Below are 25,321 nucleotides of genomic sequence, written 5' to 3' on the forward strand. Positions count from 1 at the left end.
GGAGTAAAAAACATGTACGCGTCTATACTCAACCCTCGTAGACCCCCGAAGGGCCTCTAACCGTAACCGCGTACGGTTGAAGCCAGGAGTACAGGGGGAATAGGGCTACAGCCAGTACGTTCAGTGCCGTGGAGACAGCTAGGTAGACAGGAGTGGAGGAGTCGCGTCTAGGCTCGCCGGTCCCTGACACCAGCATGAACAACACGCTCAGTATTACCGGTACCAGCGCTATCAACGTCAACAAGAACAACACGCCTAGTGTAGGGCTGGACTCCAACAGGCCGACAGCTATGTAGAAGTCTCCCCAGAAGGACACGAGCGGGGGTACTCCGAGCACCCCCAGCAACGAGAGCGCTAGGTTGAGCTTCATCGCCCCCCAACCGTAGGCCACACCTCTCAAGTCCTGCACGCTGGAGTGTCCGAAGTCTCTACGTAGACCCCCAGCCAGTATGAAGGCGGAAGTCTTGGATAGCGAGTGGGCCAGGTAGTAAATGAGGGCCGTCGATACCGCGAGGCTGTTTTTCGACGAGAACGCGAGGAGCATAGCGTTAGAGGAGAACATGCTAGAGTAGGCCACGACTCTCCTGAGGTCGCTCTCCTTGTACATGTGTGCTACGCTGACTACTACACCGAGGGACGCCAGTACCGCTACGACCCTGCCTACTAGGGCGTCGGCGAGGACCATCCTGTAAAGCAGTATGCTTGCGACACCGGTGGCAGCGCTCGATATCACGGCTGCCCCAGGCTCGGGGGCGGCCGCGTAGACGTCCGGTAGCCAGAACCCGAGAGGGAACAGGGCGGCCTCCACCCCGGCACCGGCCAGTACGAGTAGTTTGGCTAGAGGCGACGCCTCCGCGAGGCCGGCCAGGGTAGTTGTACCCGTCTCCGCAAACGCGAGTGCCAGGCCCGTCAGAAGCAGTAGCGAGCCGGCAGAGCACGCGGCCAAGTACTTGATTACCGCACTCGCGCTGTCCTCCGACTTCGTGTAGCCCGCGGTGAACAGGACGGATAAGCTGAGGATCTCCCACGCGATGAAGACGACCACTGCGTCGGTCGCGTACGCCAGTATCGTCGAGGACGAGCACGCCGCCAATACCAGCAGAGTGAACACGCTCTTACCCACGTCCAGCAGGCCGAAGGCCGAGACCAAGGACGCGATCCCCACAAGTGAGACCGTTAAGCCCACTAGCCCTGCGAGCGACCTCTCAAGCACGGACAAGTAGAGTAGGGACGCTAGAGTAGCCACTCCTATGGCGAGGGCCGCCCAGTCCCTGAGTCTCCTCGGAGCGATCTGCGTGAGGGACACGGCGACAATGCCTGCTAGGGCCACGTACTCGGCGAACATGGCTACCACCTAGAAAACACCAAGTAGAATCATGAAGGCCACCAGTACGAAACCCATTATCCACAAAGTCAGAGCAGGCGGCTTGGTCTGTTTAAGGTATGCCGCCGCCTCCACCAGGAACCTAACCGAGCAAGAAGCAGCCGTGACAAGGAAGGCGTCGAAGTAAAAGCCCTCCCTGGCAATAGCGGACAGACCCCTCAGCCCGACCCTTAGCGAGCCCGGCTTGCCCAGGTACCAGGCCGAGCACGCTATCACTACGCCTAACGCTAGGGCCGACAAGTCGTATGGGTCGATCGCGACCACGTAAGAGCCAGCGGGGTTTAGGACTCGGTACTCGTCCCATAGTATAATAGGCCCGGCCAAGTTCGCGGCCGCGAGGGCCATCACGGTCACGGCCATCGGGGCTGGCTCGTAGACCTCGGACGGCCTTTGGGATTTCCCGGTGTATACCCTGAAGAAGGCCCTGAAGATGTAGAGGGGCGATATGAACGACACGAATAGGGCGAAGAAGAGGCCCGCCCACCCAGGGTACTTCTCGAGGAATGATACGAGTATGCCCGACTTCGTGAAAAACCCGGGCAGGGGCGGTACCCCCGCCGTGCTTAGGGCTCCGACGAGGAAGCCGAAGCCGCTCCTCGCGTAGCCAGCCGACCACATACCTCCGAGCTCGTCGATGCTCCTGGTCTTCGCACCCTTAGTCACAGTCCCAGACGACAGGAACAGTAGTGATTTGAAGAGTGCGTGGGATAGGAAGTGCAGCTGCGCCATGAGCCAGTTGCCCACGCTCAGAGCTAGGAACATAAGACCGATGTTGTTTATTGTACTATACGCGAGCACCCGCTTAACGTCGACGGAGGCCAGCGCGGCTAAGCCAGACAGTAATATCGTGGCCACCGACAGTGCGAGCATCAACTCGAGAGCCGCCCCGCTGGAGGCGAAGAGAGGGTAGAACCTCGAGACCAGGTAGACGCCGGCCTTGACCATCGTAGCGGAGTGGAGTAACGCGCTCACGGGCGTAGGCCCCTCCATCGCGTCGGGTAGCCATATGTGTAAGGGGAACTGAGCGGACTTGCCGACTGCCGCGAGCAGTAGTAGCAGAGAGGCAGTGTAGGCTTCGATAGGGCTTTGCGAGTAGTGGGATATGATGTCCGGTATAGCAAAGGAGCCGAGCTTCAGGGCTACCGTGGACACGAAGGCTATCAGACCCATGTCGCCCACCCTGGTCACCACGAACGCCTTGACGCCAGCGCTCCTCGCCCTAGGGTTCCACCAGTAGTAAGCGATCAAGAGGGCGCTGCAGACTCCCACCAACTCCCACGAGACGTAGAGGACCACTATGTTCGTCGTGAGCAGTAGGAGGTTCATAGAAGCTATGAAGAGCAACATGAGGGAGTAGTACCTCGTGTAGTCCTCCTCGTCCGACATGTATCCAAGGCTGTACGTCACGATCAAGAGGCCTAGGAAGTTCAGGGTAACGGTGTACAGTCTACTCAGCCCGTCCGCGAAAAAGCCCAGAGCGAGAAGGCCCCCACCATCACCCGTAATGGAGTATAGGAGCGAGAACAACAGCGCTAGACCCGTTGCGAGTATGCTCACCAGCTCTACAGCTCTCCTCCATTTGTGGAGTAGCAAGACCAGCATTATACCAGAGGCTAGGGTCAGTATTGTGAGGCTTGCGTACATCTCTCAGCCCCCGGCAGCCCTGGTGTCTAGAGTCCTAAGCCTAAACCAGTAGAGGAGGACGGCTGTCACAGTGGAGACCTCCACCACGGCTGTTACAACGCTGAGGAGTAGTACGACGTCCCTTGCCAAGAGGCCCGACTCTGAGAACGCGTACGACAGTAGTAAGAGACCTCCGAGAGACATTGCTTGCAGTCCTAGTATAACCTTGACGACGTTCCTTGTAGAGGCCACCGCCGCCAGCCCCACCAGGACCATGGAAAGGGAGATCAAGGTGAGAGCGTCGAACACCGTTAATCAGCCTCCTCCACGAACCATAGTCCACCCGTCAGCGCGACTACGACTAAAACAGTTAAAAGCACGTAGTCTGTCCAGCTGACCCCTCTCGCGATTGGTCTCGGGCTGATCTCCGGCTCTACGAACCAAACGACGAGTGAAGCAGCTACGAGAGTCAACACCAGTAAGAGGGCTGCTAGAACCGAGTATACGTCGGTCTTCGGGGTCTCCGCGGTCGAGACCATGAACCAGACCATTAGTAACACGATGAGCACGCTTACATATAGCGACGCTATGATGAGCCCGCCCACGTGGCCCACTAGCTCGGACACAGATAGGCCTACGAAGACACTGGCCGCTGCCATGAGAACGATCGAGACTTGAGGCCTTTTGGCAAGCAGGCTCCAAAAGACGAGTACCAGGCCTACGAGAGCAAAGAGGACGGGTGTCATAAGGCATACCTCATTACGGTAGCTAAGACGAACTGAACAACAGCTAGCGGGTATAGGAATCCCCAGAACCTCCTGGTCAATCCCACGACTCTAATTCTCCCTGTGGACGCGCTGACCACGGTGAGGAGCACGAGTACGATGTTCAACTTTAGGAAGAACAAGAGAAAGCCCTGCCAACCGCCGACTCCCAGCGGCCAGCCCGGGCCTCCGAGGTACATGTCCGCGATGATCGAGGAGCTCCATACCATGCTAAGGTAGGAGTACAGCCTGACCAGTGCGAGGCTTGCGCCCGAGTACTCTGTCATCCACCCCGTCACGATCTCCTGTTTGGCGTGGGGTAGGTCGAAAGGCCTCTTCTCAAGTTTCGCTAGCAGGGCTATCACAGCCACCACGAAGCCCAGGGGCTGGTATAGGAGTATTGGGCCGTGGAGCTCCTGGTATGCGACGACCTGGTCGATGCCAACCGACCTCGTCTGTACGGCCACCGACGCCACTGCGAGCATGAAGACCCCCTCGTACATTGTGTACTGTAGAATGTGCCTCCCGACGCCAATGACCGTGTAAGGCGTCAACACGGCGATCCCCATCAACACTACGGCAAAAGACTCGAGTATGAACAGGAACAGCAAGAAGTAGACGTCTCCTCGGAAACCGAGTAGTGAGCGCGGGTCGGTTATAGGCAAAATAGTCATGCCGAGTATAGGGATGGAGCACGCTACTATAGGCGACGCGACGTAGAGTAGCCTGTCCGTCGTACGGGGGGACAGCTCTTCCTTCAGCAAAAGCTTCACGAAGTCGGCTACCGGTTGTAGTATGCCCTTAAAACCCGTGTAGAGCGGCCCGACCCTCTTCTGTATACGGGCCGTGAGCTTTCTCTCTACGTACTCGAACCAGAAGGCTAGCAGGACCGTAAAGGCGAGCCCGGGGAACACGAGTGCGTAGAACAGTACGTCTATCACGTGAAGCCACCCTTCAACCCCATAGCTAGCGCTACCACGAACAGCACTAATGACAGGAAGAGGACCACCGGTGTCTCGTATATGAGCGTAGCGAATACCACTATTTCGATCAAGAGGAAGACCATCACGAACCTCAGTAGACTCGGCACGTAGTACTTCTCCCACCTACGATTGTACGTGCCTCCCCCCGCGAACGGCTCGTAGGCGACAGGCTGGTGACGTCCCCGCGCCGAGACCGCTCTCGAGAGCAGGTAGAGGGCCGCCAGTGCTACCAGAATAGAGACGTAGGCCGCGAGTACCTTCAGTTCGTGCCCGAATACCAAGGAAGCATACAGTAGGGAAGGCGCTTGCTCTAGGGCGTCTAGCGGCGTCCCCTTGATCATGTCGATGGCCTTGACTGGGCATACGTTCGAGCACAAACTACAGTAGATACACTTGTAGTAGTTGAAGAAGGGGATCTTCTTGTCAACCTGCTTACCGCCAAGTACCTGCTTGCCCACGACCTTCATTGTTATGGCGTCCGAGGGGCACGACCTAGCGCAAAGCGAGCAACCAATACACTTCTCGGGGTTGACCTTCGGGTAGCCCCTCAAGACCTCTCTTTCGACAGACCTCGAAATATCGACCGTAATAGGTCTCGAGACAGCGTTCCTCAGCGTAAAAGCGAGCAATCGGAGGCGATCTCTCATCGACACCATGAGTCGCTCACCTCCTCGCCCACTTCCGGCCGATCTCCTCGGCCGATGCTATCTTAGCACAACCAGCTCTCTCGTCGTAGACGAGGACGCGGTCCATACAGCTGAAGCACGGGTCTATACTGGTGACTATCACCGGGAAGTCGGATAGCGTGGCACCCTCGAGAAGGTGTGCCGCCAACTGGATGTTCAGCAGGGTCGGCGTCCTCACTTTAACCCTGTACGGGTACGCGGTATTGTTGGAGTTCACGTAGTAGAAGAGCTCTCCTCTAGGGGCCTCTGTCCTAGCGTACGCCTCTCCCTCCTTTACGACGCCGAGGAACGGCTTAGGCGGAACTGGGTTACCCGAGGGTATTTTCTCGGCGATCTGCCTGATGATCCTGACCGACTCCTTTATCTCGCCGAGCCTGACTAGGACGAGGTTGTACACGTCTCCGGCCTTAGTGGTCCTCACCTCGAAGTCTAGCTCGCCGTAAGCACCGTACGGCTCTATCCTCCTAATGTCGTAGGGGTCGCCCGTAGCCCTTCTCACGGGGCCGACCGCAGAGAACGCCCTCGCCTCCTCAAGCGTGTACTTGGCTATCCCCTTCGACCTCTCCATGAACAGGTCTGAGGACATCACCGTCTCCATAACGCTGTCGATCTGTTTCTCAAACTCCGAGACTTTCGTAGCGGCCTTCTTCACTTTCTCATCGCTTATGTCCATCCTAACACCGCCGAACGTTATGAAGGACTTGTGAACCCTGTTACCAGTAAGCTCCTCGAACAGGCCCATTACCGTCTCTCTGAGCCCCCAGACCCACATGAACATGGACTCAAAGCCTATCCAGTAACCGATCAGACCGAGCCAAAGAGAGTGGGAGTGTATCCTCTCGAGCTCCGCTATAAGAGTCCTCAAGTACTGCGCTCTCGGCGGCGGCTCCACGTTGAGCAGCTTCTCCACGGCCTCGACAAAGGTCCAGGCGTGGTGGGTGCTGCAGATCCCGCACACTCTCTCGAACAGGAATACGTCCTTAATGTAAGTCCTAGACTCCGCAAGCTTCTCGATGCCCCTGTGGACGAAGCCTATCCTTACAAACGCCTTTTTAATCCTCTCTCCCTCGACGACGAGACTGAAGAACTCGGGCTCCTTGAGAGCAGGGTGGTATGGGCCTATGGGGACGAGAACGCTCTCGGGCGATAGCGGGGCACTGAGCGTCAGCGCCTCGTAAGCGCAGGCCATCGGGTCTCCTATGTACTTCTTGAAGGTGTCCAAGTCCACGTCCTTCAAAAGCGGGGGTGGGGCTTTTTCCGGGTAGCACTCGGGTAGGAGGAGCCGCCTCTTGTCGAGCTCGTCGAAACCTCGGAACTCGACGCCGAACAGGTCGTGTACCTCCCTCTCCAGGACCTTAGCGCCAGGTTTGAGGCTGGAAATGTCGTCTATGACGGGGTCACCTTTGGGAAGTGAAACGGATAGGTGAACCATACCCCCGTGCTCGTCGCCTAAGTGGTATATCAACTCGATGTTCTCTTTCCGGTCTACACCCGTTATAGCGACGATGTTGCTGAACCCCTGCTTCATGAAGAGCCTTGCGCTATCCAGGAGGGCGTCGCGCGAGACTTTGGTCTTCTCCTGGACGAGCTTACCCCCCATCCCGCTCGACACCTGCGAGACTAGCGAGAGCTTTCAGGAACACGCCCGGGTGTGCTGGGCAGCCCGGTATTTTTACGTCGACGGGTACGACCTTGTCAGCACCCCCGATCACGTTGTAGCCCCCAGCGAAAATGCCTCCCGTGCAGGCGCACGTCCCTAAAGCGACGACCTTCTTTGGCTCGGGCATTTGCTCGTAGATGTTCCTCAGAGCTCTAGCGGCCATCGTTGTTATAGGGCCTGTCACTACGAGGACGTCGGCGTGCCTAGGACTTGATACGAGCTGGACTCCGAGCCTCTCCACGTCGTACTTCGGGGTGAGGGCGTCTACGAACTCAATATCGCAGCCATTACAACCGCCGGAGTTGAAGTGGTATACCCAAATACTCTTCTTCCTGAAGTAACTCATGTCAAGCGCCTTCGTGTAAAATTAGTTAGTTAATCCGCTATTGTTATTTATGAAGTGACAGTTATATCCCTCGCATAAGGCTGGCTATCATTAAAGTGGTCTTCGTGTAAGTATTCGCAGAGCCGAACGCGGATACGGGTACCTCTCACTTCCTCCTAAGCCTGCTCCTCGTTAGGGTCCAGTACGTCCAGGCCCTCCTCTTGATCGACTCCACACGGCTTTCGGTGAGTTTCTCCTTAACTAGCTTGCCCCTCAACGTCCTGCTGAACTCCGGCTTGACGACTGCCACCACAGCCGTCGCCAGGGCGTGAGTCGCTACCTCTTTCTCCACTTGCTTGAAGAGCTCCCCGAGACTCTGCTCCACGTAGGCGGTCGTGTACGTGGCGTCCCTGAAACTGGGGGAGTTTATGATGGCCTTCACGAACGGTATGTTTGTCTGTATCCCCTCGATCACGTACTCGTTCAACGACCTCAACAGCCTCGAGATCGCCTCGCTCCTGTCTCCGCCGTAGGCGATGACCTTCGAGATGAGCGGGTTGTAGTCTATCGGGACGTAGGACCCCGCCGCAACACCCGAGTCCACCCTAACGCCGGGGCCCGCTGGCTCTATGTAGCGTGTGATGTAGCCCGTTGAGGGCGAGAGGTCGAGGGGGTTCTGCGCCTCTATTCTCGCCTCGATCGCGTGCCCCCTGTAAGTTACTTCCTCTTGCCTGATGTCCAGCGAGACCTCGAAAGCCACCCTTATCTGCCTCTTCACGATGTCTATACCCGTGATCATTTCTGTAACGGGGTGCTCGACCTGGATCCGCGCGTTCACCTCCATGACGTAGAACTTACCTGTTTTAACGTCGTATATGAACTCTACAGTCCCCGCGTTGTCGTACCTTATGCTCTTCATGAGCTCGACCGCGACACCGGCCAGCGCCCTCCTTGTCTCCGGTGTTATAGATGGCGAGGGGGCCTCCTCCACGATCTTCTGGTACCTGAACTGGACCGAGCACTCCCTCTCGTACAGGTGCACGACGTTGTCGCCGTCGCCTATTATCTGGACCTCTATGTGCTTACCCCTCTCGATGTAAGGCTCGACGTAGATTCTACGGTCCTTGAAAGCTCTCTCGACCTCCATGATGGACTCCGAGACCTTCGACTCGGCCTCCTTCTCGTTACGCACCACCCTCATGCCTATGCCTCCTCCCCCGCCTGCCGCCTTCAGCAGTACCGGGTACCCGTAATCCCTCGCGAACTCCAGGACGTCCTCGGGGGCTTCGACTCTCTGGTAGGGGAGAGTGGGCAGTCCCAGTTTGAGAGCTGTCTCTTTCAACCCCAGCTTGTCCCCGGCCCTGTCGATGACTTCGGGGCGGGGGCCAATCCACACGAGACCCTTGGCGATCACTTTCCTTGCAAACTCGCTGTTCTCGCTCAGGAAACCGTAGCCGGGGTGAACCGCGTCTGCGCCCAGCTGGAGGGCTGCCTCAATGATGTCGTCCATGTCCAAGTAGCTGGAGACCTCTGAGTCCTCGATCACAAACCTCCTGTGCAGGCTGTTCTTGTCCACGGACGTGTAGACACCTAGCGGGGTATAGCCCAGTTCGCTGACGCTCCTCGCCACCCTTATTGCGATCTCGCCCCTATTAGCGATGAGGACCCTGATAGGCATTACCACCCGACCACTAGACAGCCGCAACGTCCGTGTCTCGGAGTATAAGATATCGTGTGTAGTCTTAAAGCGTTATCTACCTGTCCCGGGGAAAAGTCGGTAGATCAGGTCCACGTATGTCTCGGCCACCTTGACGACGTCCGCGAGTTTTACGTACTCGTTGACCTTGTGCGCCATCCCGACCTCCCCTGGGCCGTAGGCTACCACCTGTATGTTCTTCGCCGCGTAGTAGCGTAGGTCTAGGCCTCCAACGCAGATCGTCTTCCTCGGCTTGAGGTTGAGGGTCCTATTGATCGAGTCCTCGAGGACCTTCACGAGGTGAGAGACCGGGTCTGTCAGGGCGGGCTCCGACTTCTCCATCACCTCGAGCTCCGCCCTCACTCCAAGCCTCGCAGAGGCGTTTTCGAGGAACCCCCTCAGTTCTTCGACCACTTCTTCCGCTCTCTCCTCCACGATCAACCTCCTGTCGATACTAAACCCGACGACGCCGGGCACGATATTTATCGACCCGGGGGCTATTAGCTTACCGCCTAACGTGAGGGTCGGCGTAGAAGCCTCGGGCATCTCGTATTCGAACCTGCTCTTACGTACTGCCAAGCGTGGCTTGTACTCCTCTATGAACAGCTTGGCCAGGTAAACCATCTTCTCAAAGGCGTTGTCGCCTAGCCAGGGAGTCGAGCCGTGAGCCTGAACCCCGTAGACCTTGACCAGCGCCCAGACACCGCCTCTGTGACCTATGTAGATGTTGTCAATACCGCTGGGCTCCGCTATCACCGCCCAGTCGGGCCGACTACCCAGAACGTTCACCAGGTACCCAGTCCCTGTCAACCCACCTATCTCCTCGTCGGGTACAAGGGCCGCTTCAACGACTATTCCCGGCTCCTTTCCAGAGGCCACGTAAGCGAGCGCGCCTACAACGGAGGCTATACCGCCCTTCATGTCCGTAGCCCCTCTACCGTAGACAAGGCCGTCCTTTACAACGGGTTGGAAGGGGGGTGTCTCCCAGCCTTCGCCGGCTGCCACCACGTCGTAGTGCCCGTTGAACTGGAGGACCCTCTCCCCACTGCCGACGCGGGCTAGGAGTATGTACCTAGGCTTGTCGGGGTTGTACTCCCTAGGCAGGTGCTTTCTGACGTAGTCGTCGTCGACTCTGTGAACCGTTACGTGAACGCCGTGGCTGCTAAGCACCTCCCTGTAGTAGTCGACCATTGCTTCGTAACTCTCGCCGAGGACTGTGGGGAACCGTATGCTGTCGATCAGGGTTTTCTCGATTAATTTTTCGACCCACTCGGGTAGGGTCGTCGTGGCCGGACACCCTTAAAAGAGCGTCTGTTAAGAGCAGGCTAGAGTTAAAAAACACGGCGCTTCTTTACTCGACCTTCGTCACGTGAATGATCTGAACCGGGCAGGCCGCGGCAGCGTCCTCAACGCAGCTCTTCAAGTCCTCGGGCACGATGCCCACTGCGATATTCGCCTTGTCAGCCCTGTACTTCTCCACTATCTGCGTCTTGTTGTCCTCGGTGCTCATCTCGAACACGTCAGGGCATATCGACACACAGACCATGTCCGATATACAGTTCTCTCTCGGGTTGATCTCGACCTTGTACTTGGCCATACGCGGCACCATGGTTATTCTAGAAGGGTTGAAAATAAAAATGTTACCGCCGTACTAGGGGCTCTTCAGCTATGCGGGGCCTTCTACACCAGAAGACAGCCCAGGATTCCTCATCATCACTTTAAACCGTAGTACTGTGACGGTTTAAACCCTTGCCTTCTCAACGCCGCCTAATCGGCTCTAGTACCCTAGTGTAGCCCTAGCCACCTCTCTAACCTCCTCGAAGACCCACTCCAGGTCTCCACTCCCGCGCGCCAAGAACTTCCTTACGCGGTATTCGAATGTGACCGCCTCCCGGCCCACGTTTATAAACACCTCGTTTCTCCCTGTCCGATGACGTGCGTATACGAGGTCACCCGTCAACTCGGTGTACACGTAGTTGTGCCGGGTGAAGAAGTCTAAGAGGGCCGAGCGCAGCCTGGTCTTAACCCCCTCGTCGAGGGGGGCGGGGAACCTCAGCTGGCACTCGTGTCTGTCGTAGCCCTTCGTCTTACATGTAAGCGTTAGCCCCCCGACCACGTCTGTCTTGGTGTCTGCGTATTGCCTGGTGAGGTAGTAAAAGAATATTGAGCCCGGGCTCGCCGCAAGCATAACGAGGCCGGCTACCGCCAGCAAGTTATGGATCCACGTGAAACGCGCGCCGCTCACACTTACGTTGAAGTAGTCTAGCGGTACCTCGCTCACGAGAGATATGTTGTAGAGCCCGCTAGAGCCCTTGAAGAGTACAGTAAAGGAGGCGGTGTCCCAGAACACGTCGGTGTAGTTGTAGCCCTCGCCCGTGATACTGAAGGTGCCGTTCGACAGCTTGGGTAGTGTTATGGTTACTTGGTCGTTGGTGTCGAGCCAAATCGCTGTCCATCCCTCACCTAAACCGTTGACCCTGACCGTGGAAGCCCTCTTTAGGCCAAACTCGCGAGGGAGGCTGAAAGACAGGGCTATCAGTGCGAACGCCGCGACCAATAGGACCAGAGCCAACTTGTAGACCCTCTCCAAACCACCCTGCACCTCGCACCCGACGTATTCTCGCTAGGGGTTTAAAGGATTAGAGAATGTGGAGGAAAGCGAAGGAGGAGAGGAGAGGAGAAAAAGACGTTCTGCTCAAACAGTCCTCTCTTCTCTGAAGTAGATCCTGCCGAGGCTCCTGGGCGGTGCGAGTATCCTCCTGAGAGGTGTTGCCATGTATATCGTCATAGCTGCTATCGCGACGATGAACGGTAGAGAGTACGATAGTTCCCTGGAGATGTTGAACCACGCTACAAACTGGAGGCTCGAGTGTACTAGAATGGAGAATACGAAGGCCGTTAGCAGCACCACTAGGGGGTGTCTACCCCCGCTCAGGGCCACAGCGAACGCCAGCCACCCGTAGCCGCTTAGTATGATCGACCTCTCGTCCCACAACCTCACGTAGAAGTTCATGTAGGCTGCGCCACCCAGCCCTATCATGGCAAACCCGACAGCTGCTGCTATGAGCCTGGACGCCAGCACGTTGACTCCGAGAGACTCGGCGGCAGCCGGGTCTTCGCCCGACGCCTTAATGGATACGCCGAGCTTGGTCTTCTCGATTAGCCAGTACGTGAGCAGGCCTAGGGCAAGCATCACCATGTAGCCGGCGACCCTCTCCTCTACAGTTAGGGCTACACCTGGCGAGAAGTTGGGTAGCGAGGCCTGGACGATCCTCGGCCCGTACCCTATTATGCTCGCGAGGCCGTACATTAGGAACATCAGCGATAGGCCGACCGCGCCGTGGCTAACGGGGAACTTCGTCAGTGTGAAGGCCATGAACAGCCCGAAGAGCATTGCGACCACAGCCGGTACAAGGAAGGACAGCAGTAGGTTGTTGTTGTAGTACACGTCCATGAAGAAGGCCAGCGTAGCCGTTAGCGCGAAGGTTCCGTCTATCGCCAGGTTCAGTATCCCGCTCTTCTCGACCACCGAGTGCCCGAGCGCCATCAGGTAGAACGCTATGAAGAGCCCTCCCGAGGCAATTATTAGGTCTGCGAGGGTGGCAATAGAGGGGTCGAACATGGTCTCACCACACGATCTTTATCTTGTACTCCGATATCGTTATCAACAGCGCGTACATGAGCAGTACGCTGCCTATGAAGACGTTCGTCACGCCGGCTGTAACACCCGCTTGCTGCATGCCCTTCATCGCCATGAGGGTGAAGCCCGCGTTGTACAAGCTGCTGACGACGTAGGCCGCTATCGGCACGGCGAAGAGCTCTAGCATTGACAGCCACGTCACAAGTATCCCGAGGTAGCCGAACCCGGAGGTGCTGGTCTCGACTGGTATCCTGATACTCGGAGTGACGCCGCAGAGGTAAACCACGCCGGCCAGCCCTATGAAGCCGCCCGAGAGCGCTAGGGCTACGGCGGCTGTTAGAGGCACGCTGTAACCGGCGCTCCTCAGCAACTTCACGTTGCTGCCGTGTATCTTTATGGTGAGCCCGAGCCTTGTATAGTCGAGTAGGAGCCACACGATAACCCCTGCCAGGATCGTGACCACTATCATCTCCACCGATACCGTGGAGCCCTGGAGTATAGAGTACTGGAGGCTCTGTGGCAGAGACCTCGTCTTGGCGTACCCGTAGACGTCCCTCCAGGGCATGCCTGGTATCATGACGAACCAGTCGATTAGGTAGTAGGCGACGTAGTTCATCATCAGAGTCAGCGGGACTTCGTCTACACCTATGAAGCCTCTCAATAGGCCTGCCACCAGAGCCCAAGCGAATCCGGCGGCGAACCCTATTAGTAGAACTACTACTTTAGAGACCAGTGGCGCCTCCGACGTCAAGTAGGGCGTCGTGAAGACCAGGTACACCATGACCCAGGCGGCGATCCAGAACTGCCCTTCACCGCCGATGTTGTAGATGCCGCCCTTGAAGCTCAGAGCCAGCGAGAACCCTATTATTGTCAGTAATAAGAAGATGTTGGCGATCACGTTAGGGTGTGTGAGCCCGTCCCATATAGATTTGAGCACGTCAGTAGGCCACACCATGTATCCTGTCAGGAAGAAGAGTATGGCCATGCTTACTACTATTCCTATCACTAGCGCGAATATCGGCACGACGAAGTAGGGTATCGGCTTGACCCTCCTTACTACAACTATGCTGACCAACTCTAAGTCACCATCAAGCGCTCTACTTCGGATCTGTCGGCCGACTTCGCCTCAAATAGACCTACAATCTTGCCCTCGTTTATAACGGCTATTCTGTCGCTCACCTGGAAGATCTCGTCCAGGTCTTCGCTGACCATTAAGACTCCTATGTTCTCCTTGACCACCTTGTCCTTGATGACCCTCCTGACCTTGATACTGGTCACCTCGTCTAGACCCCTGGTCGGGTTGTAGGCTACGAGGAGGTGTTTCGACAAGTCCAGCTCTCTCGCCACGAGGCTCTTCATTAAGTTGCCGCCGCTGAGGAACTTCAACGGGGTCTTAGCCCCTGGGGTGACGATCGAGAAGTCCTCAATGAACTTCTTAGCCAGGTGTGTTAGCCTACTCCAGTTGATCACAGCGCCGGTGTACCCGGGCATCACAGCGATGTTCTCTCTAAGACCGAAGTCTATCGACACACCGTGCGACAGCGGCTCGTCGGGGATGTAGCCGACACCCAGCTCTCTCAGCGTCTTGGTGTCGGGCATTACATACTTCCTGCCCTTTACATTAACCAGGACTGTTCCTCTCTCCACGTTGCGTAACCTCATTATCGCCTGAACAAGCTCCGCCTGCCCATTACCGACTATGCCGGCTATTCCCAGCACCTCGCCTCGATTCACGGTTAGCGAGACTCCCTTAAGGGCGTAAGTCCCGTAGTCGTTCTTGACCCACAAGTCCTTTACCTCCAGCACCGGCTCAGATGGTTTACCGTCCATGAGCCTCTCGTAGGTGATTTCCTTAGCCCTCTCAGCGAACATCATCTCCCTGACCCTCTCGATGTCGACCTCGCCCGTCTTCACTGTCCCAACGAGCTTACCGCGCCTGAGGACCGTTATCCTGTTTGACACCTCGAAGGCCTCCGTTAGTTTGTGGGTTATCAACACAACTGTGCCGCCTTGCTGGGTGAACTCCTTGAGGTACTTGTAGAACTTCCTCCTCTCCTCCAGTGGGAGGTATGTGAGGGCCTCGTCCAGTATTATCACCTTCGACCTCAGTATCAACGCCCTAGCTATCTCTACCAACTGCTTCTGAGTGTAGGTCAGCTTCCAGACCTCTTCTTCGGGGTCTACCTTGATCCCGATCTTGTTCGCGACCTCCTCGAAGTACTTCCTGATCTTCTTTGGCGACTCGAAGATGCCGAGTTGCTTCATGCCTAGGACCAGGTTCTCTGCGACTGTCAGCCTGCTTATCAGTACCGGGCTCTGGGATACCATGGCTATTCCGAGACTCAGCGCCTTCATCGGGTTCTCTATTGTGACTCTCTCGCCCTTGTAGTAGATCGTGCCGTGATCTGGCGTGTATATCCCTGCGAGGATCTTGACTAGTGTAGACTTGCCGGCGCCGTTCTCCCCTAAGACCGCGTGTATTTCGCCCTCGCCGAACTCTACTGTTACCTTCTCTAGGGCTACCGAGCCCGGGAACCTCTTGGTTATGCTCTCCATTCTAACGATAGGGGTTTGAGGAGGAGGGGTTTGGGAAAAAACCTGGTTACCTGTCTTCTCCACTTCGCTCCACCTCGCTGCCTCTACTGTGCTACCGCTATATTGCACCTACTCTATGCACGACGGGGTATAAGTAGTATTGCATCGACCACAGGTCGTCGTGTCCCAGCCTCGCTCCCGCCGGCACGTTAATGAGCTGGCTCGGGTTGGAGATGTTCCAGAACGTCAGCGGGCCTGTGAACGGGTCGAAGACTGGAGCCACGTTCCAACTCCACTCGGTCGCGGGCTCGGAGACGCCTGGTTTAGCGGGAGGTATCTTTAGTCCGACAACTGTCTCGTACACGTGGGAGTCGGCCTGCTCCTGTATGTTCTCTAGTATAGGCGCCTCCTGGAACTCCCTCATCCTCTCCATGAACAGGTCGTAGACGCTCATCTTCATGCCGGTCACTTTGTCGGTCACCATGATGCTCTTAAGAGTGTCCACGAACTTCGGGTTGATGTACATGATGGAGCCGTTCGAGTAGATGTGAGCACCTGCGTCGACCGCGCCGGTGTTCATCAAGTACCAGTAGTCGACGTTCTGCAGGTTGTAGGGGGTGTAGACGCCGGCCTTGATCTTGGCCAGTATGTCGACGTATATGGTCTCCCAGTGGACGATCTGCCCGGAGACGACCACGTCAGTACCGTAGGTGTAGCCTGGTGAGTAGTGGCTGAAGACGTAGAGTTGCTTCCCTGTACTCGCGTACAGCTGCTGGACAGTCTGTATAACGGTGGGGGTGTCCTCTGTAAAGGCGAAGGTGTCAACGTTGTAAGTCTGGAACAGGGTCTGCACTGCCTGCCTGGCCTTGTCTGGGGCGACCCACCCGCCGATCACGATCACGTGGACTGTTACGTTCTTACCTAGCTGCTGTGCCACTTCTTGAGCGCCGATGGCAAAGGCGTTAATGTGCCTGACTACCTCGGGGATCTCGACTGCGGCAACGTAGCCTATTTGGCCGGTCTTGGTCAGAGCGCCGGCTAACAGCCCGTCGAGGTAGTAGGCCTGGTACAAGTCAGCGAAGTATGTCCCTACGTTGGGAGCCCTCATGTAGCCGGAGCAGTGGAAGAATATGACGTTCGGGTACTTCTGAGCAGACTTTATAGTGTTCTCCATGAAGTCGAAGCTCGTGGTGAATATCACGTTGTAGCCCTGGGAGACGAGGTTGTCTATCACCGAGGGTAGCTGGTCAGCAGTAATACTCTCCACGTAAGTAGTCTGTAACCAGTCCTTGTAGAGCTGCTGAGTAACCCTTCTACCAACGTCGTGCGCGTAAGTCCAGCCGAAGTCTCCTATTGGTCCCACGTACACCCATGCCGCCTTGATGGTCGAGGGCGGGGTCCATGTAGGTGTCTGTGTCTGAGTTATTGTTTGAGTTATTGTTGTCGTTACTGTGCCACCCGCCCCCACAGTCTGGGTCACGGTCTTCGCAGGTGCCATAGATGTCCCGGCATAGAACGCGGCTACGCCGACTATTATTATGATGATTACGAAGATTGTTGTCAATACTTTAGGACTCATAGGCTTCCACCGTCTTGATATAGTTATTTTCCACAAGCGCAATATATAAAGCTAACGTATGTATATAGACGTAAAACGGTTTGACCACACAGTTCTTCTTTTGAGCCTACTTATACTTACTTGTAGATGCTTACGATATAGCCGTAGACCCCCTTCGCTATCATGTCCACTGCCACGCTGGCGATTATGATCGACATGAACCTGCCGAGCGCCCTCACAGTACTGACACTGAGGAACCTGACCAACGTGTCGGAGAACTTGAGTATAAGGTAAGTGGTCGCTGCCGCAACCACTTCGGCGACTACGATGAGAGCCATGTTCATAAGAGTCCTCTCCGAGCTGGTCAGAAGCAAGATAGTCGTGAGAGTGCCAGGCCCAACGATGAGCGGTGTAGCGATTGGCACTACAGCCATGTCGGTTGGCTCGACCCTCTTCGTCCTCGGCATCTCGCCGAGCATGTCGACGGCTAGCACCATTAAGACGATTCCTCCTCCTATACGGAGGCTAGCCAACGATATGTTGAACACCTCGAGTATGGTACTCCCGAGGAACGTGAAAACGAGCATTATCGTTAGCATCGCCCAGAAGGCCCTCCTCACGATCCTCTCCCGCTCTACCTTACCGAGTCTCTCCGTGAGCGAGATATAGGTGGGCAAAGCGGAGAACGGGTTCATTATAGCGAGTAGCTGCACGTAGTACTGAGTTAGCATCACGAGCAGGTCTACCATGAGCGCCCCAGTCAGTAACTCGCGTGAGACTGGGTATTAAGCAAGGGGACTACACGGCGCCTCTCACTCCCCCTTCCTCAGCCTCCTCGCGAGGAGACCCACGTAAACCCCGTGCCCTGGCTCACCCACTAGCTCGCCCTTCTCTATGATCGGCACGCCGTTTACGAGCAGGTGCAACGGGTGCCCCTTGAGCTCAAGCCCCTCCCACGGTGTCCAGTCCACCTTGTGGTGGTGCGTCGAAGCCGATATCCTACGAGGCTTCCTCGTCTCGAGTACAACCAAGTCCGCGTCCGAGCCTATGGCTATCTCGCCCTTAACCGGGTAGACCCCGAGTATCCGGGCCGGGTTCCTCGAGGTCACGTCAATGAACGTCTCCACGGAGATCCTCCTCCCCTCTACGCCGAACGTGTACAGGAAGGGCATCATTATCTCTAGGTTGGGGATGCCGCCCCAAGCGCTCCACGCGTCCTTCTCCTTCTCGGACCTGGGCGCGGGCGCGTTGTCGCTCGCGTAGACGTCTATGTCGCCGGTCTCCAGACCCCTCCAGAGCGCGTCCCTGTCCGCCTGTGTTTTCAGTGTGGGGGCGACCTTGATGTAGTTGCCAAGCCTGAGGGTGTCGTCTCGCGTGAAGTAGAGGAAGTGCGGGCACGTCTCGACTGTCACCCTACTGTAGAAGCGCCTTATGAACTCGATCGCTTGGAGCCCCTTAGCACTGCTGAGGTGCGCGATGTGGAGAGACGCGTTAGTCTCGAGTGCGTAGAACCCGACCTTCAAGATCGCGGCGGCCTCAGCGTTGTCCGTCCTGTGCAAGTGGTAGTAGGACGGGTCGTCGAAAGACTTGTACCTCTTCTCGCCGAGCTCTATGAGGGGGTCGTCCTCGGCGTGGACGACGACTACGCCGTTGACGTTGGCCACCTGCTCGAATACTTCGACAATGTCGTAGTCCTCGGCCTTGAAGGGCCTAGCGGTGAAGACCTTGAAGGTCTTAACCCCCTCCCTCGCGAGGGCCTGTATGGAGTCCTTGTTCTTCCCGTTCATAAAGCCCGCTGTAATACCGTAGTTCAGGTAGGAGTCCTTCTTGGCCTCCTCGACCTTCAGCTTGAGTACGTCTAGGTTGTCCACGTAAACTCTGAGCGGCATGTCGATCAGAGTGGTGAGACCGCCGAAGGCTCCGGCTAGGCTACCAGACTTCCAGTCCTCGTTCTGCGTGTACCGGGGGTCGTAAACGTGGGCGTGGATGTCTATCCCGCCCGGAAACACCGGCTGGCCCTCCGCGTTGATCACCTTCTCGGCGGGGAAGTCCTTTTTACCCAGCGCCGCTATCTTGCCGTCTTCTACTAGGATGTTGCCCTCAACGAACTCCTTACCGAGGAAGACCTTGGCGTTCCTGATGAGAACGCTGCCGACACTCATGATGGAGCCCCTGGATACAATATGTCAAATAAAGATAAAATCATGATAAATTAAAAATTTCTATTACAGCCTCTAGGGGGTCGCGGAATTTCCCGTGGACAAAACACCTTCTCGCGCGCTCAGCTCCGCGAGACAAACTCTACGACTCGAACAGGACGAACAAGCCCGGCTTCCCGGGGAGCGCTTTCTCGGCTTTAGACAACCCCATGGAGAGGGCTTCTCCCTCTTCCACGACTCTGACCACAGCACCCGTTTTCCTGCCTATGTACTCGGACAGCCTCCTCAGAGTGTCGAGCTCTAGGCTGTGATCGACCTTCACCGCCTCCCTGTCTAGCTGCCCCGACTTCCACGCCCTGTACACCTCGGACACTAGTCTCTCCTTACCAGCGCCGACCGTCCTAGACACCTCCCTTATCACCTCTCTTAGCTCCAAGCCCTTCATTGCCAACTCTAAGACCCTCCTCTTCCACTGGGACGCCACTATCACGTAGACCTCGCGGGGCTTCCTCCCCACGGCTCCTAGAATGTTCTTTACGTCCTCGACGACCCTCTCCACCTCGTTGATCAGCGCTTCGGCGGCATCGTCGAAGTAGGCCTCGTATCCGCTGGGCCAGCTACTAGTCGACAGGAACCCGCCACCACCCATCCTGCTCCACATCTCCTCCGTCAAGTGCGGGATTACAGGGTTGAGGACCTTGAGCCAGTCCTGTAGTACATACTTTACGTCGCAGGGTAGGAACCCTCTCATATCCCTGTACCTGTCTATGAGGTTCAGCACGTTGAAGAACACGTTCTGGACGTAGTCCCTAACCTGGTGGGCCTCGACCGCCTCCTCGCCGGCTTTGACGAGCCTGTAGAACCTGCTCTTAAACCACCTCGACAGAACGTCCTCGCCTACGTCGACGCACCTCCCCTCTATTAGGTCGAGCGCGAGCCTGGTGAACTTCTGTAGGAGGTCCGCCGTGGCCGACACGTCCTTCTCCCTCCAGTCCAAGACAGTGTCCAGGCTGGCCGCCCAGGCGATGTAGAGTCTGAACAGGTCGGAGGAGTACTTTTCGGCTATGTCTCTCAGGTTGATCACGTTCCCCTTGCTCTTGCTCATCTTCGCGCCCTCCCTAATGACGGGCTCGTTGAGCGTTATCGCGCGAGGCCAGTACTTCTCTGGGAAGATCACGGCGTGGTGGATCAGGTAGAACGAGAGGTGGTTCGATATATGGGGCGTCGACGTGTGCCTAAGGTCAACGGGGTACCAGTACTCGAACTCCCTTCTCAGCTCGTCTAATAGCTCCGGTCTAAGCCCCGCCTCAGCGGCTACTTTTTCTCTCTCGCCCTGGCCCAGGAAGACGTAGTCGAAGAAAGCTGGTCTCAGGTTCTCCGGCTTGACGCCGGCCTGCCTCAGCTTGTGGACGATGGTGTAGAAGGCCATGTATATCGTCGAGTCGCTCAGGCTCTCGATGATCCACTCCTCGTCGAAGGGTAGCCTCGTGCCGATACCCCTCTTCCTGGCACAGGGCCTCTTCTCTAGCCAGTTTATCGCGTCCACGAACGCCTTCTTGTACTTCTCAGGCTTGACGACGAGCCTGTTCTCGATGTAGTCGAGCAGGGTCTTCTTGAGGCTCTCGCCAGTGTAGTCGAGGAACCACTGGTCTACGATCTTGGCTACTATGATCTCACCGCCGGCCCTACACCTAGCCTTCCTGTTGAGCTCCAGGAACCTTATCGCGTCGCCCCTCCCGATCAGTGACTGCTTGACGATGTCCCTCGCCTCTCTGACCGGCTTCCCCTCCACGAGCGGGTCTTTGACAAGCATACGGCCTTTGTAGAACTCCTCCTTGTAAACTATGCTAGTAGCCTCCTCGAGCCTCTCGTCGTACTGGTCCCTTATCCCCATCGACTCGACTACCAACTGCGCGTAGTGCCCTTCCACGCCTGGGACTTCAATGATCTTGATCGGGCTTATCGGGTCGACCAGTGAGGGGTCCAGGCCGTACCTGGCCATGAGGCTCTTGTCCTTCTTCAGGTCGCTCAAGGCGGCGTAGTCGTAGGGGGCGTCGCTCGGCTCGGAGTACACAACGCCCGTCCCGAGGTCGGGGTCCACGAACCACGCTGGCAAGACTACGAGCTCTTGCCCGAGCGGGCTCCTGGCCTTGCGACCCAGAAGAATGCTTCCCGGTAGTTCCTCGAGGACCTCAAACTCCAGCTCGGGGTGCTGGTGCTTGAGCTTCACGAACGCCTTCTCGGAGGTGATGTAGACCTCCCGGCCCATCCTGAACCTGACGTACTTGGCCTCCGGGTTGACCCACAAGTTGGTCGCGCCGTACAGGGTCTCGGGTCTAAGCGTCGCTGCCAAGAGCACGTCCCCGCCGTCCACCAGCCTGAACTTGACACCAGTGTACTCCACTATCTCGACGGGGTTCACGTCAGCGTCCTCTATGTCGTCCTCCCCTTCCGGCTGCTTGTGGAGTAGGCAGTAGGTGACGTAGTGGCTCCCCCGCGTCAAGAGCCCCTTCTCCGAGAGCTTCAGGTACTGCCATGCCACGAACTTGTTGTACAGCGGCTCGCCCGTGTGGAACCTCCTCCTCCAGTCTATGCTGTAGCCCAGTGCGTCGAAGTCGACGTGGACGTTCTCTGCGAAGAACTCCGCTAGCTTAAGCGGGTCTTTGAAGGACTCGAGGGTCTCCTTCACCTTCTCTTCGTCGCTGAGGTACATCCTCACATAGGACTCGTACCTAGCTATTACCTTCTTGTCTCCCCTCGAGATCATCTCGGATATCGCTACAATAGGTGTACCCGTGATGTGGAAGGCCATTGGGAACAGGACATTATAGCCGCGGAGACGCTTGTACCTGGCTATAATGTCGCCTATCGTGTAAGTCCTACCGTGGCCTATGTGGAGAGGGGCGTTGGTGTACGGGTAGGGAACGGTTATGAAGAACTTAGGCTTGGCGGGGTCTGGCTCGGGCTCGAAGACGCGGCTCTCACGCCACAGCTTCTGCCACTTCCTCTCGATACCCCTGAGCCACTCCAGGAACTCGTTAGAGCCCTGATGCAAGCCTGACACCGTACTTGGCTAAGGTAATTATATGAACCGTATAAGGAAATATAATCGTAGTGCCGTGGCAAGCCGGTAGTCCGGTATGAAGGTTTCAATCGTAGTCCCCACGTACAACGAGAGAGACAACATACCGGAGCTCCTGAGGAGGATCGACCGGGCGATCAGGCCGCATGGATGGGATTACGAGGTCGTAGTTGTCGACGACAACTCGCCGGACGGAACAGCAGAGCTGGCTTGGCAGCTCAGCGGCCTCTACCCGGTCAAGGTGATAAAGAGGCCCGGGAAGCTAGGGCTCGCCTCCGCGGTCGTCGAGGGGGTGAAGCACGCGGACGGGGACCTCGTCGTCGTCATGGACGCAGACCTCCAGCACCCGCCCGGGGTGATCCCTCTGATCGTGGAGAAGCTCTCCCGGTGCGACGTCGTAGTAGCATCGAGGTATGCAAAAGGCGGAGGCGTGATGGGCTTCCCTTGGTACAGGAGGTTGATGTCGAGGGGCGCCGCCGTTATCGCCTGGCTCTTCATCCCCGAGTCGCGCAAGACGAGCGACCCGATGTCGGGTTTCTTCGGCTTTAGGAGACGGGTGATCGGGGACTTTGACACAGTCGAGCCGAGGGGCTACAAGGTTCTACTGGACTTACTACGGAGGGCTCGGCAGGCGAAGGTGTGCGACCAGCCGTACGTGTTCGTGTCAAGAGAGAAAGGCAAGTCTAAACTGGGCCTTAAAGTGATCTCGGCATACATCCGCCATGTCTTGAAGCTAGCTTTCTTCGAACTGTAAGCGTTGAGTCAGGTACTTTATGTCGCTCACCAGCTCTACTATGTCTAAGAGGTAGCCCCTGACCCTGTAGAGGTTATCGTAGATGAAGAAGTAGTTAGGGTTAGACGCGATCATGCGCCGGTTGGTCTCCTCCGCCTTCTTCACGTTCTCGTACTCTACATTCAGTAGGCTGGAGAAGTCCCTCCCGCTCTTGGAGGCGTAGAGGTTCATAACTTTGTCGCAGAAGTCTGCGAGCGTGTTGATGTGGTTCAGCGTCGCCTCTCTCACCCTCTCGTCTAGCCTACCGTCGAGGTCGCTCAGGTCTCTCGCGAGGAATGCTACGTGGTCTACAGTCCTCTCGAGGTTCCTGAGGATGTTGTAGTACACGTTCACCTCCGCAAAAGACTTAAACCCGACGTCCTTCGGCAGGATCTCGCCCATGAACACCTTGTTGAACACCCTCAGCCCGTAGAGGGTCAGCTTATCCACCAAGCTGTCTCTCTCGGCGATCTCCAGGTATACGTCTCTCCCCGCTTCTTTGGCGAGGGCGTTGGAGAGGTCTTGAAGCATCATCCTCAGTATCCTGAATACTCTCAGGATGATCTCGTCGACGCCTATGCTGAAGTCGCCTGCCACGTTCTTGACCACGTACTCGAACTGGCTCGTCTCGACGATCTCCAGCCCGATCGTCTTGTTGATGAGCTCTCTCACCACACTCCTTGCGTAGTCGGCTGAGCACCTGCCGCAGTTGATCTTTACCTCGTCGTAGCCCGCGAGATAGGCTGATACCAGTTGTATCATGTCGTAGGCGCGGAGGCCGCTCAAGTAGAAGGTGTAGGACTTCTCGAAGCTCCTCCTAGACTGCACTGGGCTGACCTTCAAGCTCAAGTCTGGCAGTATCTCTATGACGACCTCGTCGTGCTGTTTGAGGTTGTGTAGCCTAGCCCAGTCCTTCGGTAGCGATACCATGTATGTAGAGCCGCTCATCACTTGAATTCTTCTCTTGAACAACGCCCTCGACTAAGTATCCCAGTAGAGGGTTAAATACTTTAAAGGGTGTTTAAAGGTTAACAAGGCTAGGCATATTAACAGCAAAGACTATATGCTTGAACCATGAACGTAAAGAGGAAGATCTCGATCACGATTGCTCTACTGTTAGGTCTCGAGGCCCTCTTGTTCTTACTCATAATTGTATCTAAGTGACGACGAATAGCCTTCCGCCGCTAAAGTCGTTAGACACTCTATGCCCAAACTTTAAAGTTTATTGTAGACTTTAAAGGTTATTGTACTTACATTAAAAAACACGCATCCAATCATATAATCCTGGTGAGGTCAATATGAACAAAAAAGTATTATTGCCAATTCTTGTAATCGCGGTTATCGTGTTAGGAGCAGCCTGGTACTACATGGTGGGTAAAACGTATCCAGGGGCACCGTACACGGGCCAGACTTCTCCATCGCCCACGTACTCGTCCCCGACCCCGACTACTCTCCCTCTCAACGTCGTGCTTAACGGTGCGGGCTCCACGCTTCAGGCACCGCTAGTCCAGTACTGGGCTAGACTCTTCCAGCAGGAGAATGGTGTCCAGGTGAACTACCAGGGGGTTGGAAGCGGTGCTGGGATCAGCATGTTCTTGGCCGGCACCACCGACTTCGCGGGAAGCGACGTGCCCCTCCCGCACGACGTCTACAAGAACTATGAAGGTAGAGTCCTACAGCTCCCGATCACAGTCGGGGTGGTCGTCGTGGTCTACAACATCCCGGAGATACCTAGAGAGGTCCACCTGAACATCACGGGGTGCATACTAGCCGAGGTCCTGAGAGGCAACGTGACGAGGTGGAACGACCCTGCTATCAAGAGCCTCAACCCAGCTGTCGCCGACAAGCTCCCCGATAAGGACATTATTGTTGTGTACAGGAGCGACAAAAGCGGGACAACCAATATCCTGACCACATACCTCTCGCGGTCCTGCCCCTCCCTATGGCCCAGCAACCTCGTGGGCTTGTCTATGCCGACCTTCGTAACCGAGTCCAGCAGGGCTATCGGGGCGAAGGGCAGCGACGGCCTCACTCTAGCAGTGAAAAACAACCCGTACACGTTAGGCTACGTGGAGGTCCAGTACGCCCTGTCCTCCGGAATACAGTACGCCGCGTTACAGAACAGAGAGGGCTTCTTCGTCCTGCCCACCCCTAATGGCGTATCAGCCGCCGTGGAGAGCATAATCGACAAGCTCCCCTCAACTGTTAGAGCAGACTGGAGCCAGTCCTCCAGCGAGGTGATATACGCGCCTGGCAACAACTCCTACCCCTTGGTTACCTTCACCTACCAGTTGTTCTGGGCGTCCTACCCCGACAAGAGCAAGCAGGACGCCGTCAACCTGTGGATACGCTTCATACTCACGAAGGGCCAGGAGAACGCGATCGAAGGGTTCTACTCGCTCCCCCAGAGACTTGTTAGCGAGCTGTTGACCAGCCTCACACAGGGTGCTTAAG

Annotated in this window: 21 protein-coding genes and 1 pseudogene; 2 read left to right on the forward strand and 20 right to left on the reverse strand. The window is 56.5% G+C overall.

Annotated features, from left to right (window positions below):
* Positions 1–28 precede the first annotated feature (28 nt).
* The 19 genes and pseudogenes from WLZ34_RS00165 to leuS all read right to left on the reverse strand — a co-directional run bounded on the left by WLZ34_RS00165 (position 29) and on the right by leuS (position 22,077).
* The gene (locus WLZ34_RS00165) at positions 29–1,345 is read right to left on the reverse strand and encodes a proton-conducting transporter transmembrane domain-containing protein (RefSeq protein WP_434731969.1); all 1,317 of its coding nucleotides are present in this window, start codon (positions 1,343–1,345) and stop codon (positions 29–31) included.
* Between the two features lie 9 nt (positions 1,346–1,354).
* Positions 1,355–3,028: an NADH-quinone oxidoreductase subunit 5 family protein gene (locus tag WLZ34_RS00170; RefSeq protein WP_434731385.1), complete on the reverse strand. Its 1,674-nt coding sequence runs from the start codon at positions 3,026–3,028 to the stop codon at positions 1,355–1,357.
* 3 nt (positions 3,029–3,031) lie between these two features.
* Positions 3,032–3,316: an NADH-quinone oxidoreductase subunit K gene (locus tag WLZ34_RS00175; protein ID WP_434731386.1), complete on the reverse strand. Its 285-nt coding sequence runs from the start codon at positions 3,314–3,316 to the stop codon at positions 3,032–3,034.
* Between the two features lie 2 nt (positions 3,317–3,318).
* Positions 3,319–3,753: a hypothetical protein gene (locus tag WLZ34_RS00180; RefSeq protein ID WP_434731387.1), complete on the reverse strand. Its 435-nt coding sequence runs from the start codon at positions 3,751–3,753 to the stop codon at positions 3,319–3,321.
* Positions 3,750–4,712 carry a complex I subunit 1/NuoH family protein gene (locus tag WLZ34_RS00185; protein ID WP_434731388.1) on the reverse strand — a complete coding sequence of 321 codons (963 nt, stop codon included), beginning with the start codon at positions 4,710–4,712 and terminating at the stop codon, positions 3,750–3,752. The genes WLZ34_RS00180 and WLZ34_RS00185 overlap by 4 nt, the downstream gene beginning before the upstream one ends.
* Positions 4,709–5,410, reverse strand: coding sequence for an NADH-quinone oxidoreductase subunit I (locus WLZ34_RS00190; protein WP_434731389.1), 702 nt, complete (start codon positions 5,408–5,410; stop codon positions 4,709–4,711). The genes WLZ34_RS00185 and WLZ34_RS00190 overlap by 4 nt, the downstream gene beginning before the upstream one ends.
* A gap of 7 nt (positions 5,411–5,417) precedes the next feature.
* Positions 5,418–7,040 carry an NADH-quinone oxidoreductase subunit C gene (locus tag WLZ34_RS00195; protein WP_434731390.1) on the reverse strand — a complete coding sequence of 541 codons (1,623 nt, stop codon included), beginning with the start codon at positions 7,038–7,040 and terminating at the stop codon, positions 5,418–5,420.
* Positions 7,030–7,446: an NADH-quinone oxidoreductase subunit B family protein gene (locus WLZ34_RS00200; RefSeq protein WP_434731391.1), complete on the reverse strand. Its 417-nt coding sequence runs from the start codon at positions 7,444–7,446 to the stop codon at positions 7,030–7,032. The genes WLZ34_RS00195 and WLZ34_RS00200 overlap by 11 nt, the downstream gene beginning before the upstream one ends.
* Before the next feature lie 145 nt (positions 7,447–7,591).
* Positions 7,592–9,103, reverse strand: coding sequence for an acetyl-CoA carboxylase biotin carboxylase subunit (locus WLZ34_RS00205; protein ID WP_434731392.1), 1,512 nt, complete (start codon positions 9,101–9,103; stop codon positions 7,592–7,594).
* A 72-nt stretch (positions 9,104–9,175) separates the two neighbouring features.
* Positions 9,176–10,384 (reverse strand): annotated as a pseudogene (locus WLZ34_RS00210) (M20 family metallopeptidase); the annotation flags it as partial.
* An 88-nt stretch (positions 10,385–10,472) separates the two neighbouring features.
* Entirely contained in the window at positions 10,473–10,718 is a 246-nt protein-coding gene (locus WLZ34_RS00215) for a ferredoxin (protein WP_428726437.1), read from the reverse strand.
* A 180-nt stretch (positions 10,719–10,898) separates the two neighbouring features.
* Complete coding sequence (locus tag WLZ34_RS00220) at positions 10,899–11,711, reverse strand: hypothetical protein (RefSeq protein WP_434731393.1); 813 nt, start codon at positions 11,709–11,711, stop codon at positions 10,899–10,901.
* A gap of 105 nt (positions 11,712–11,816) precedes the next feature.
* Positions 11,817–12,743, reverse strand: coding sequence for an ABC transporter permease subunit (locus tag WLZ34_RS00225; protein ID WP_434731394.1), 927 nt, complete (start codon positions 12,741–12,743; stop codon positions 11,817–11,819).
* A 4-nt stretch (positions 12,744–12,747) separates the two neighbouring features.
* Positions 12,748–13,836 carry an ABC transporter permease gene (locus tag WLZ34_RS00230; RefSeq protein ID WP_434731395.1) on the reverse strand — a complete coding sequence of 363 codons (1,089 nt, stop codon included), beginning with the start codon at positions 13,834–13,836 and terminating at the stop codon, positions 12,748–12,750.
* Between the two features lie 2 nt (positions 13,837–13,838).
* A complete protein-coding gene (locus tag WLZ34_RS00235) occupies positions 13,839–15,317 on the reverse strand; it encodes an ABC transporter ATP-binding protein (protein WP_434731396.1) in 1,479 nt (492 codons plus the stop codon).
* A gap of 97 nt (positions 15,318–15,414) precedes the next feature.
* A complete protein-coding gene (locus tag WLZ34_RS00240) occupies positions 15,415–16,875 on the reverse strand; it encodes a BMP family ABC transporter substrate-binding protein (RefSeq protein ID WP_434731397.1) in 1,461 nt (486 codons plus the stop codon).
* A gap of 116 nt (positions 16,876–16,991) precedes the next feature.
* Positions 16,992–17,603, reverse strand: a complete 612-nt coding sequence (locus WLZ34_RS00245) for a MarC family protein (RefSeq protein ID WP_434731398.1) — start codon at positions 17,601–17,603, stop codon at positions 16,992–16,994.
* Positions 17,604–17,666: 63 nt separating this feature from the next.
* On the reverse strand, positions 17,667–19,016 hold the full coding sequence (locus WLZ34_RS00250) for a dihydroorotase (protein WP_434731399.1): 1,350 nt from the start codon (positions 19,014–19,016) through the stop codon (positions 17,667–17,669).
* Positions 19,017–19,155: 139 nt separating this feature from the next.
* A complete protein-coding gene (leuS, locus tag WLZ34_RS00255) occupies positions 19,156–22,077 on the reverse strand; it encodes a leucine--tRNA ligase (protein ID WP_434731400.1) in 2,922 nt (973 codons plus the stop codon).
* Between the two features lie 76 nt (positions 22,078–22,153).
* On the opposite strand from leuS, the gene WLZ34_RS00260 reads away from it, so the two are divergent.
* Positions 22,154–22,849, forward strand: a complete 696-nt coding sequence (locus WLZ34_RS00260; protein WP_434731401.1) for a polyprenol monophosphomannose synthase — start codon at positions 22,154–22,156, stop codon at positions 22,847–22,849.
* On the opposite strand, the gene WLZ34_RS00265 is transcribed toward WLZ34_RS00260, so the two are convergent.
* Positions 22,829–23,839, reverse strand: coding sequence for an AbrB/MazE/SpoVT family DNA-binding domain-containing protein (locus tag WLZ34_RS00265; RefSeq protein ID WP_434731402.1), 1,011 nt, complete (start codon positions 23,837–23,839; stop codon positions 22,829–22,831). The genes WLZ34_RS00260 and WLZ34_RS00265 overlap by 21 nt on opposite strands.
* Before the next feature lie 344 nt (positions 23,840–24,183).
* Between WLZ34_RS00265 and pstS the strand changes: the two genes are divergently transcribed.
* A complete protein-coding gene (pstS, locus tag WLZ34_RS00270) occupies positions 24,184–25,320 on the forward strand; it encodes a phosphate ABC transporter substrate-binding protein PstS (RefSeq protein WP_434731403.1) in 1,137 nt (378 codons plus the stop codon).
* Position 25,321 lies beyond the last annotated feature (1 nt).

Origin of the sequence: Thermogladius sp. KZ2Tp1 (assembly GCF_051131135.1) — an archaeon.
GTDB lineage: Archaea > Thermoproteota > Thermoprotei_A > Sulfolobales > Desulfurococcaceae > Thermogladius.

What these genes read in the sequence shown, in the direction of transcription:
- WLZ34_RS00165 (WP_434731969.1), bottom strand. Translation starts at nt 1,345, where the DNA reads ATGTTCGCCGAGTACGTGGCCCTAGCAGGCATTGTCGCCGTGTCCCTC.
- WLZ34_RS00170 (WP_434731385.1), bottom strand. Translation starts at nt 3,028, where the DNA reads ATGTACGCAAGCCTCACAATACTGACCCTAGCCTCTGGTATAATGCTG.
- WLZ34_RS00180 (WP_434731387.1), bottom strand. Translation starts at nt 3,753, where the DNA reads ATGACACCCGTCCTCTTTGCTCTCGTAGGCCTGGTACTCGTCTTTTGG.
- WLZ34_RS00190 (WP_434731389.1), bottom strand. Translation starts at nt 5,410, where the DNA reads ATGGTGTCGATGAGAGATCGCCTCCGATTGCTCGCTTTTACGCTGAGG.
- WLZ34_RS00195 (WP_434731390.1), bottom strand. Translation starts at nt 7,040, where the DNA reads ATGGGGGGTAAGCTCGTCCAGGAGAAGACCAAAGTCTCGCGCGACGCC.
- WLZ34_RS00200 (WP_434731391.1), bottom strand. Translation starts at nt 7,446, where the DNA reads ATGAGTTACTTCAGGAAGAAGAGTATTTGGGTATACCACTTCAACTCC.
- WLZ34_RS00205 (WP_434731392.1), bottom strand. Translation starts at nt 9,103, where the DNA reads ATGCCTATCAGGGTCCTCATCGCTAATAGGGGCGAGATCGCAATAAGG.
- WLZ34_RS00215 (WP_428726437.1), bottom strand. Translation starts at nt 10,718, where the DNA reads ATGGCCAAGTACAAGGTCGAGATCAACCCGAGAGAGAACTGTATATCG.
- WLZ34_RS00225 (WP_434731394.1), bottom strand. Translation starts at nt 12,743, where the DNA reads ATGTTCGACCCCTCTATTGCCACCCTCGCAGACCTAATAATTGCCTCG.
- WLZ34_RS00235 (WP_434731396.1), bottom strand. Translation starts at nt 15,317, where the DNA reads ATGGAGAGCATAACCAAGAGGTTCCCGGGCTCGGTAGCCCTAGAGAAG.
- WLZ34_RS00240 (WP_434731397.1), bottom strand. Translation starts at nt 16,875, where the DNA reads ATGAGTCCTAAAGTATTGACAACAATCTTCGTAATCATCATAATAATA.
- WLZ34_RS00245 (WP_434731398.1), bottom strand. Translation starts at nt 17,603, where the DNA reads ATGGTAGACCTGCTCGTGATGCTAACTCAGTACTACGTGCAGCTACTC.
- WLZ34_RS00250 (WP_434731399.1), bottom strand. Translation starts at nt 19,016, where the DNA reads ATGAGTGTCGGCAGCGTTCTCATCAGGAACGCCAAGGTCTTCCTCGGT.
- WLZ34_RS00260 (WP_434731401.1), top strand. Translation starts at nt 22,154, where the DNA reads ATGAAGGTTTCAATCGTAGTCCCCACGTACAACGAGAGAGACAACATA.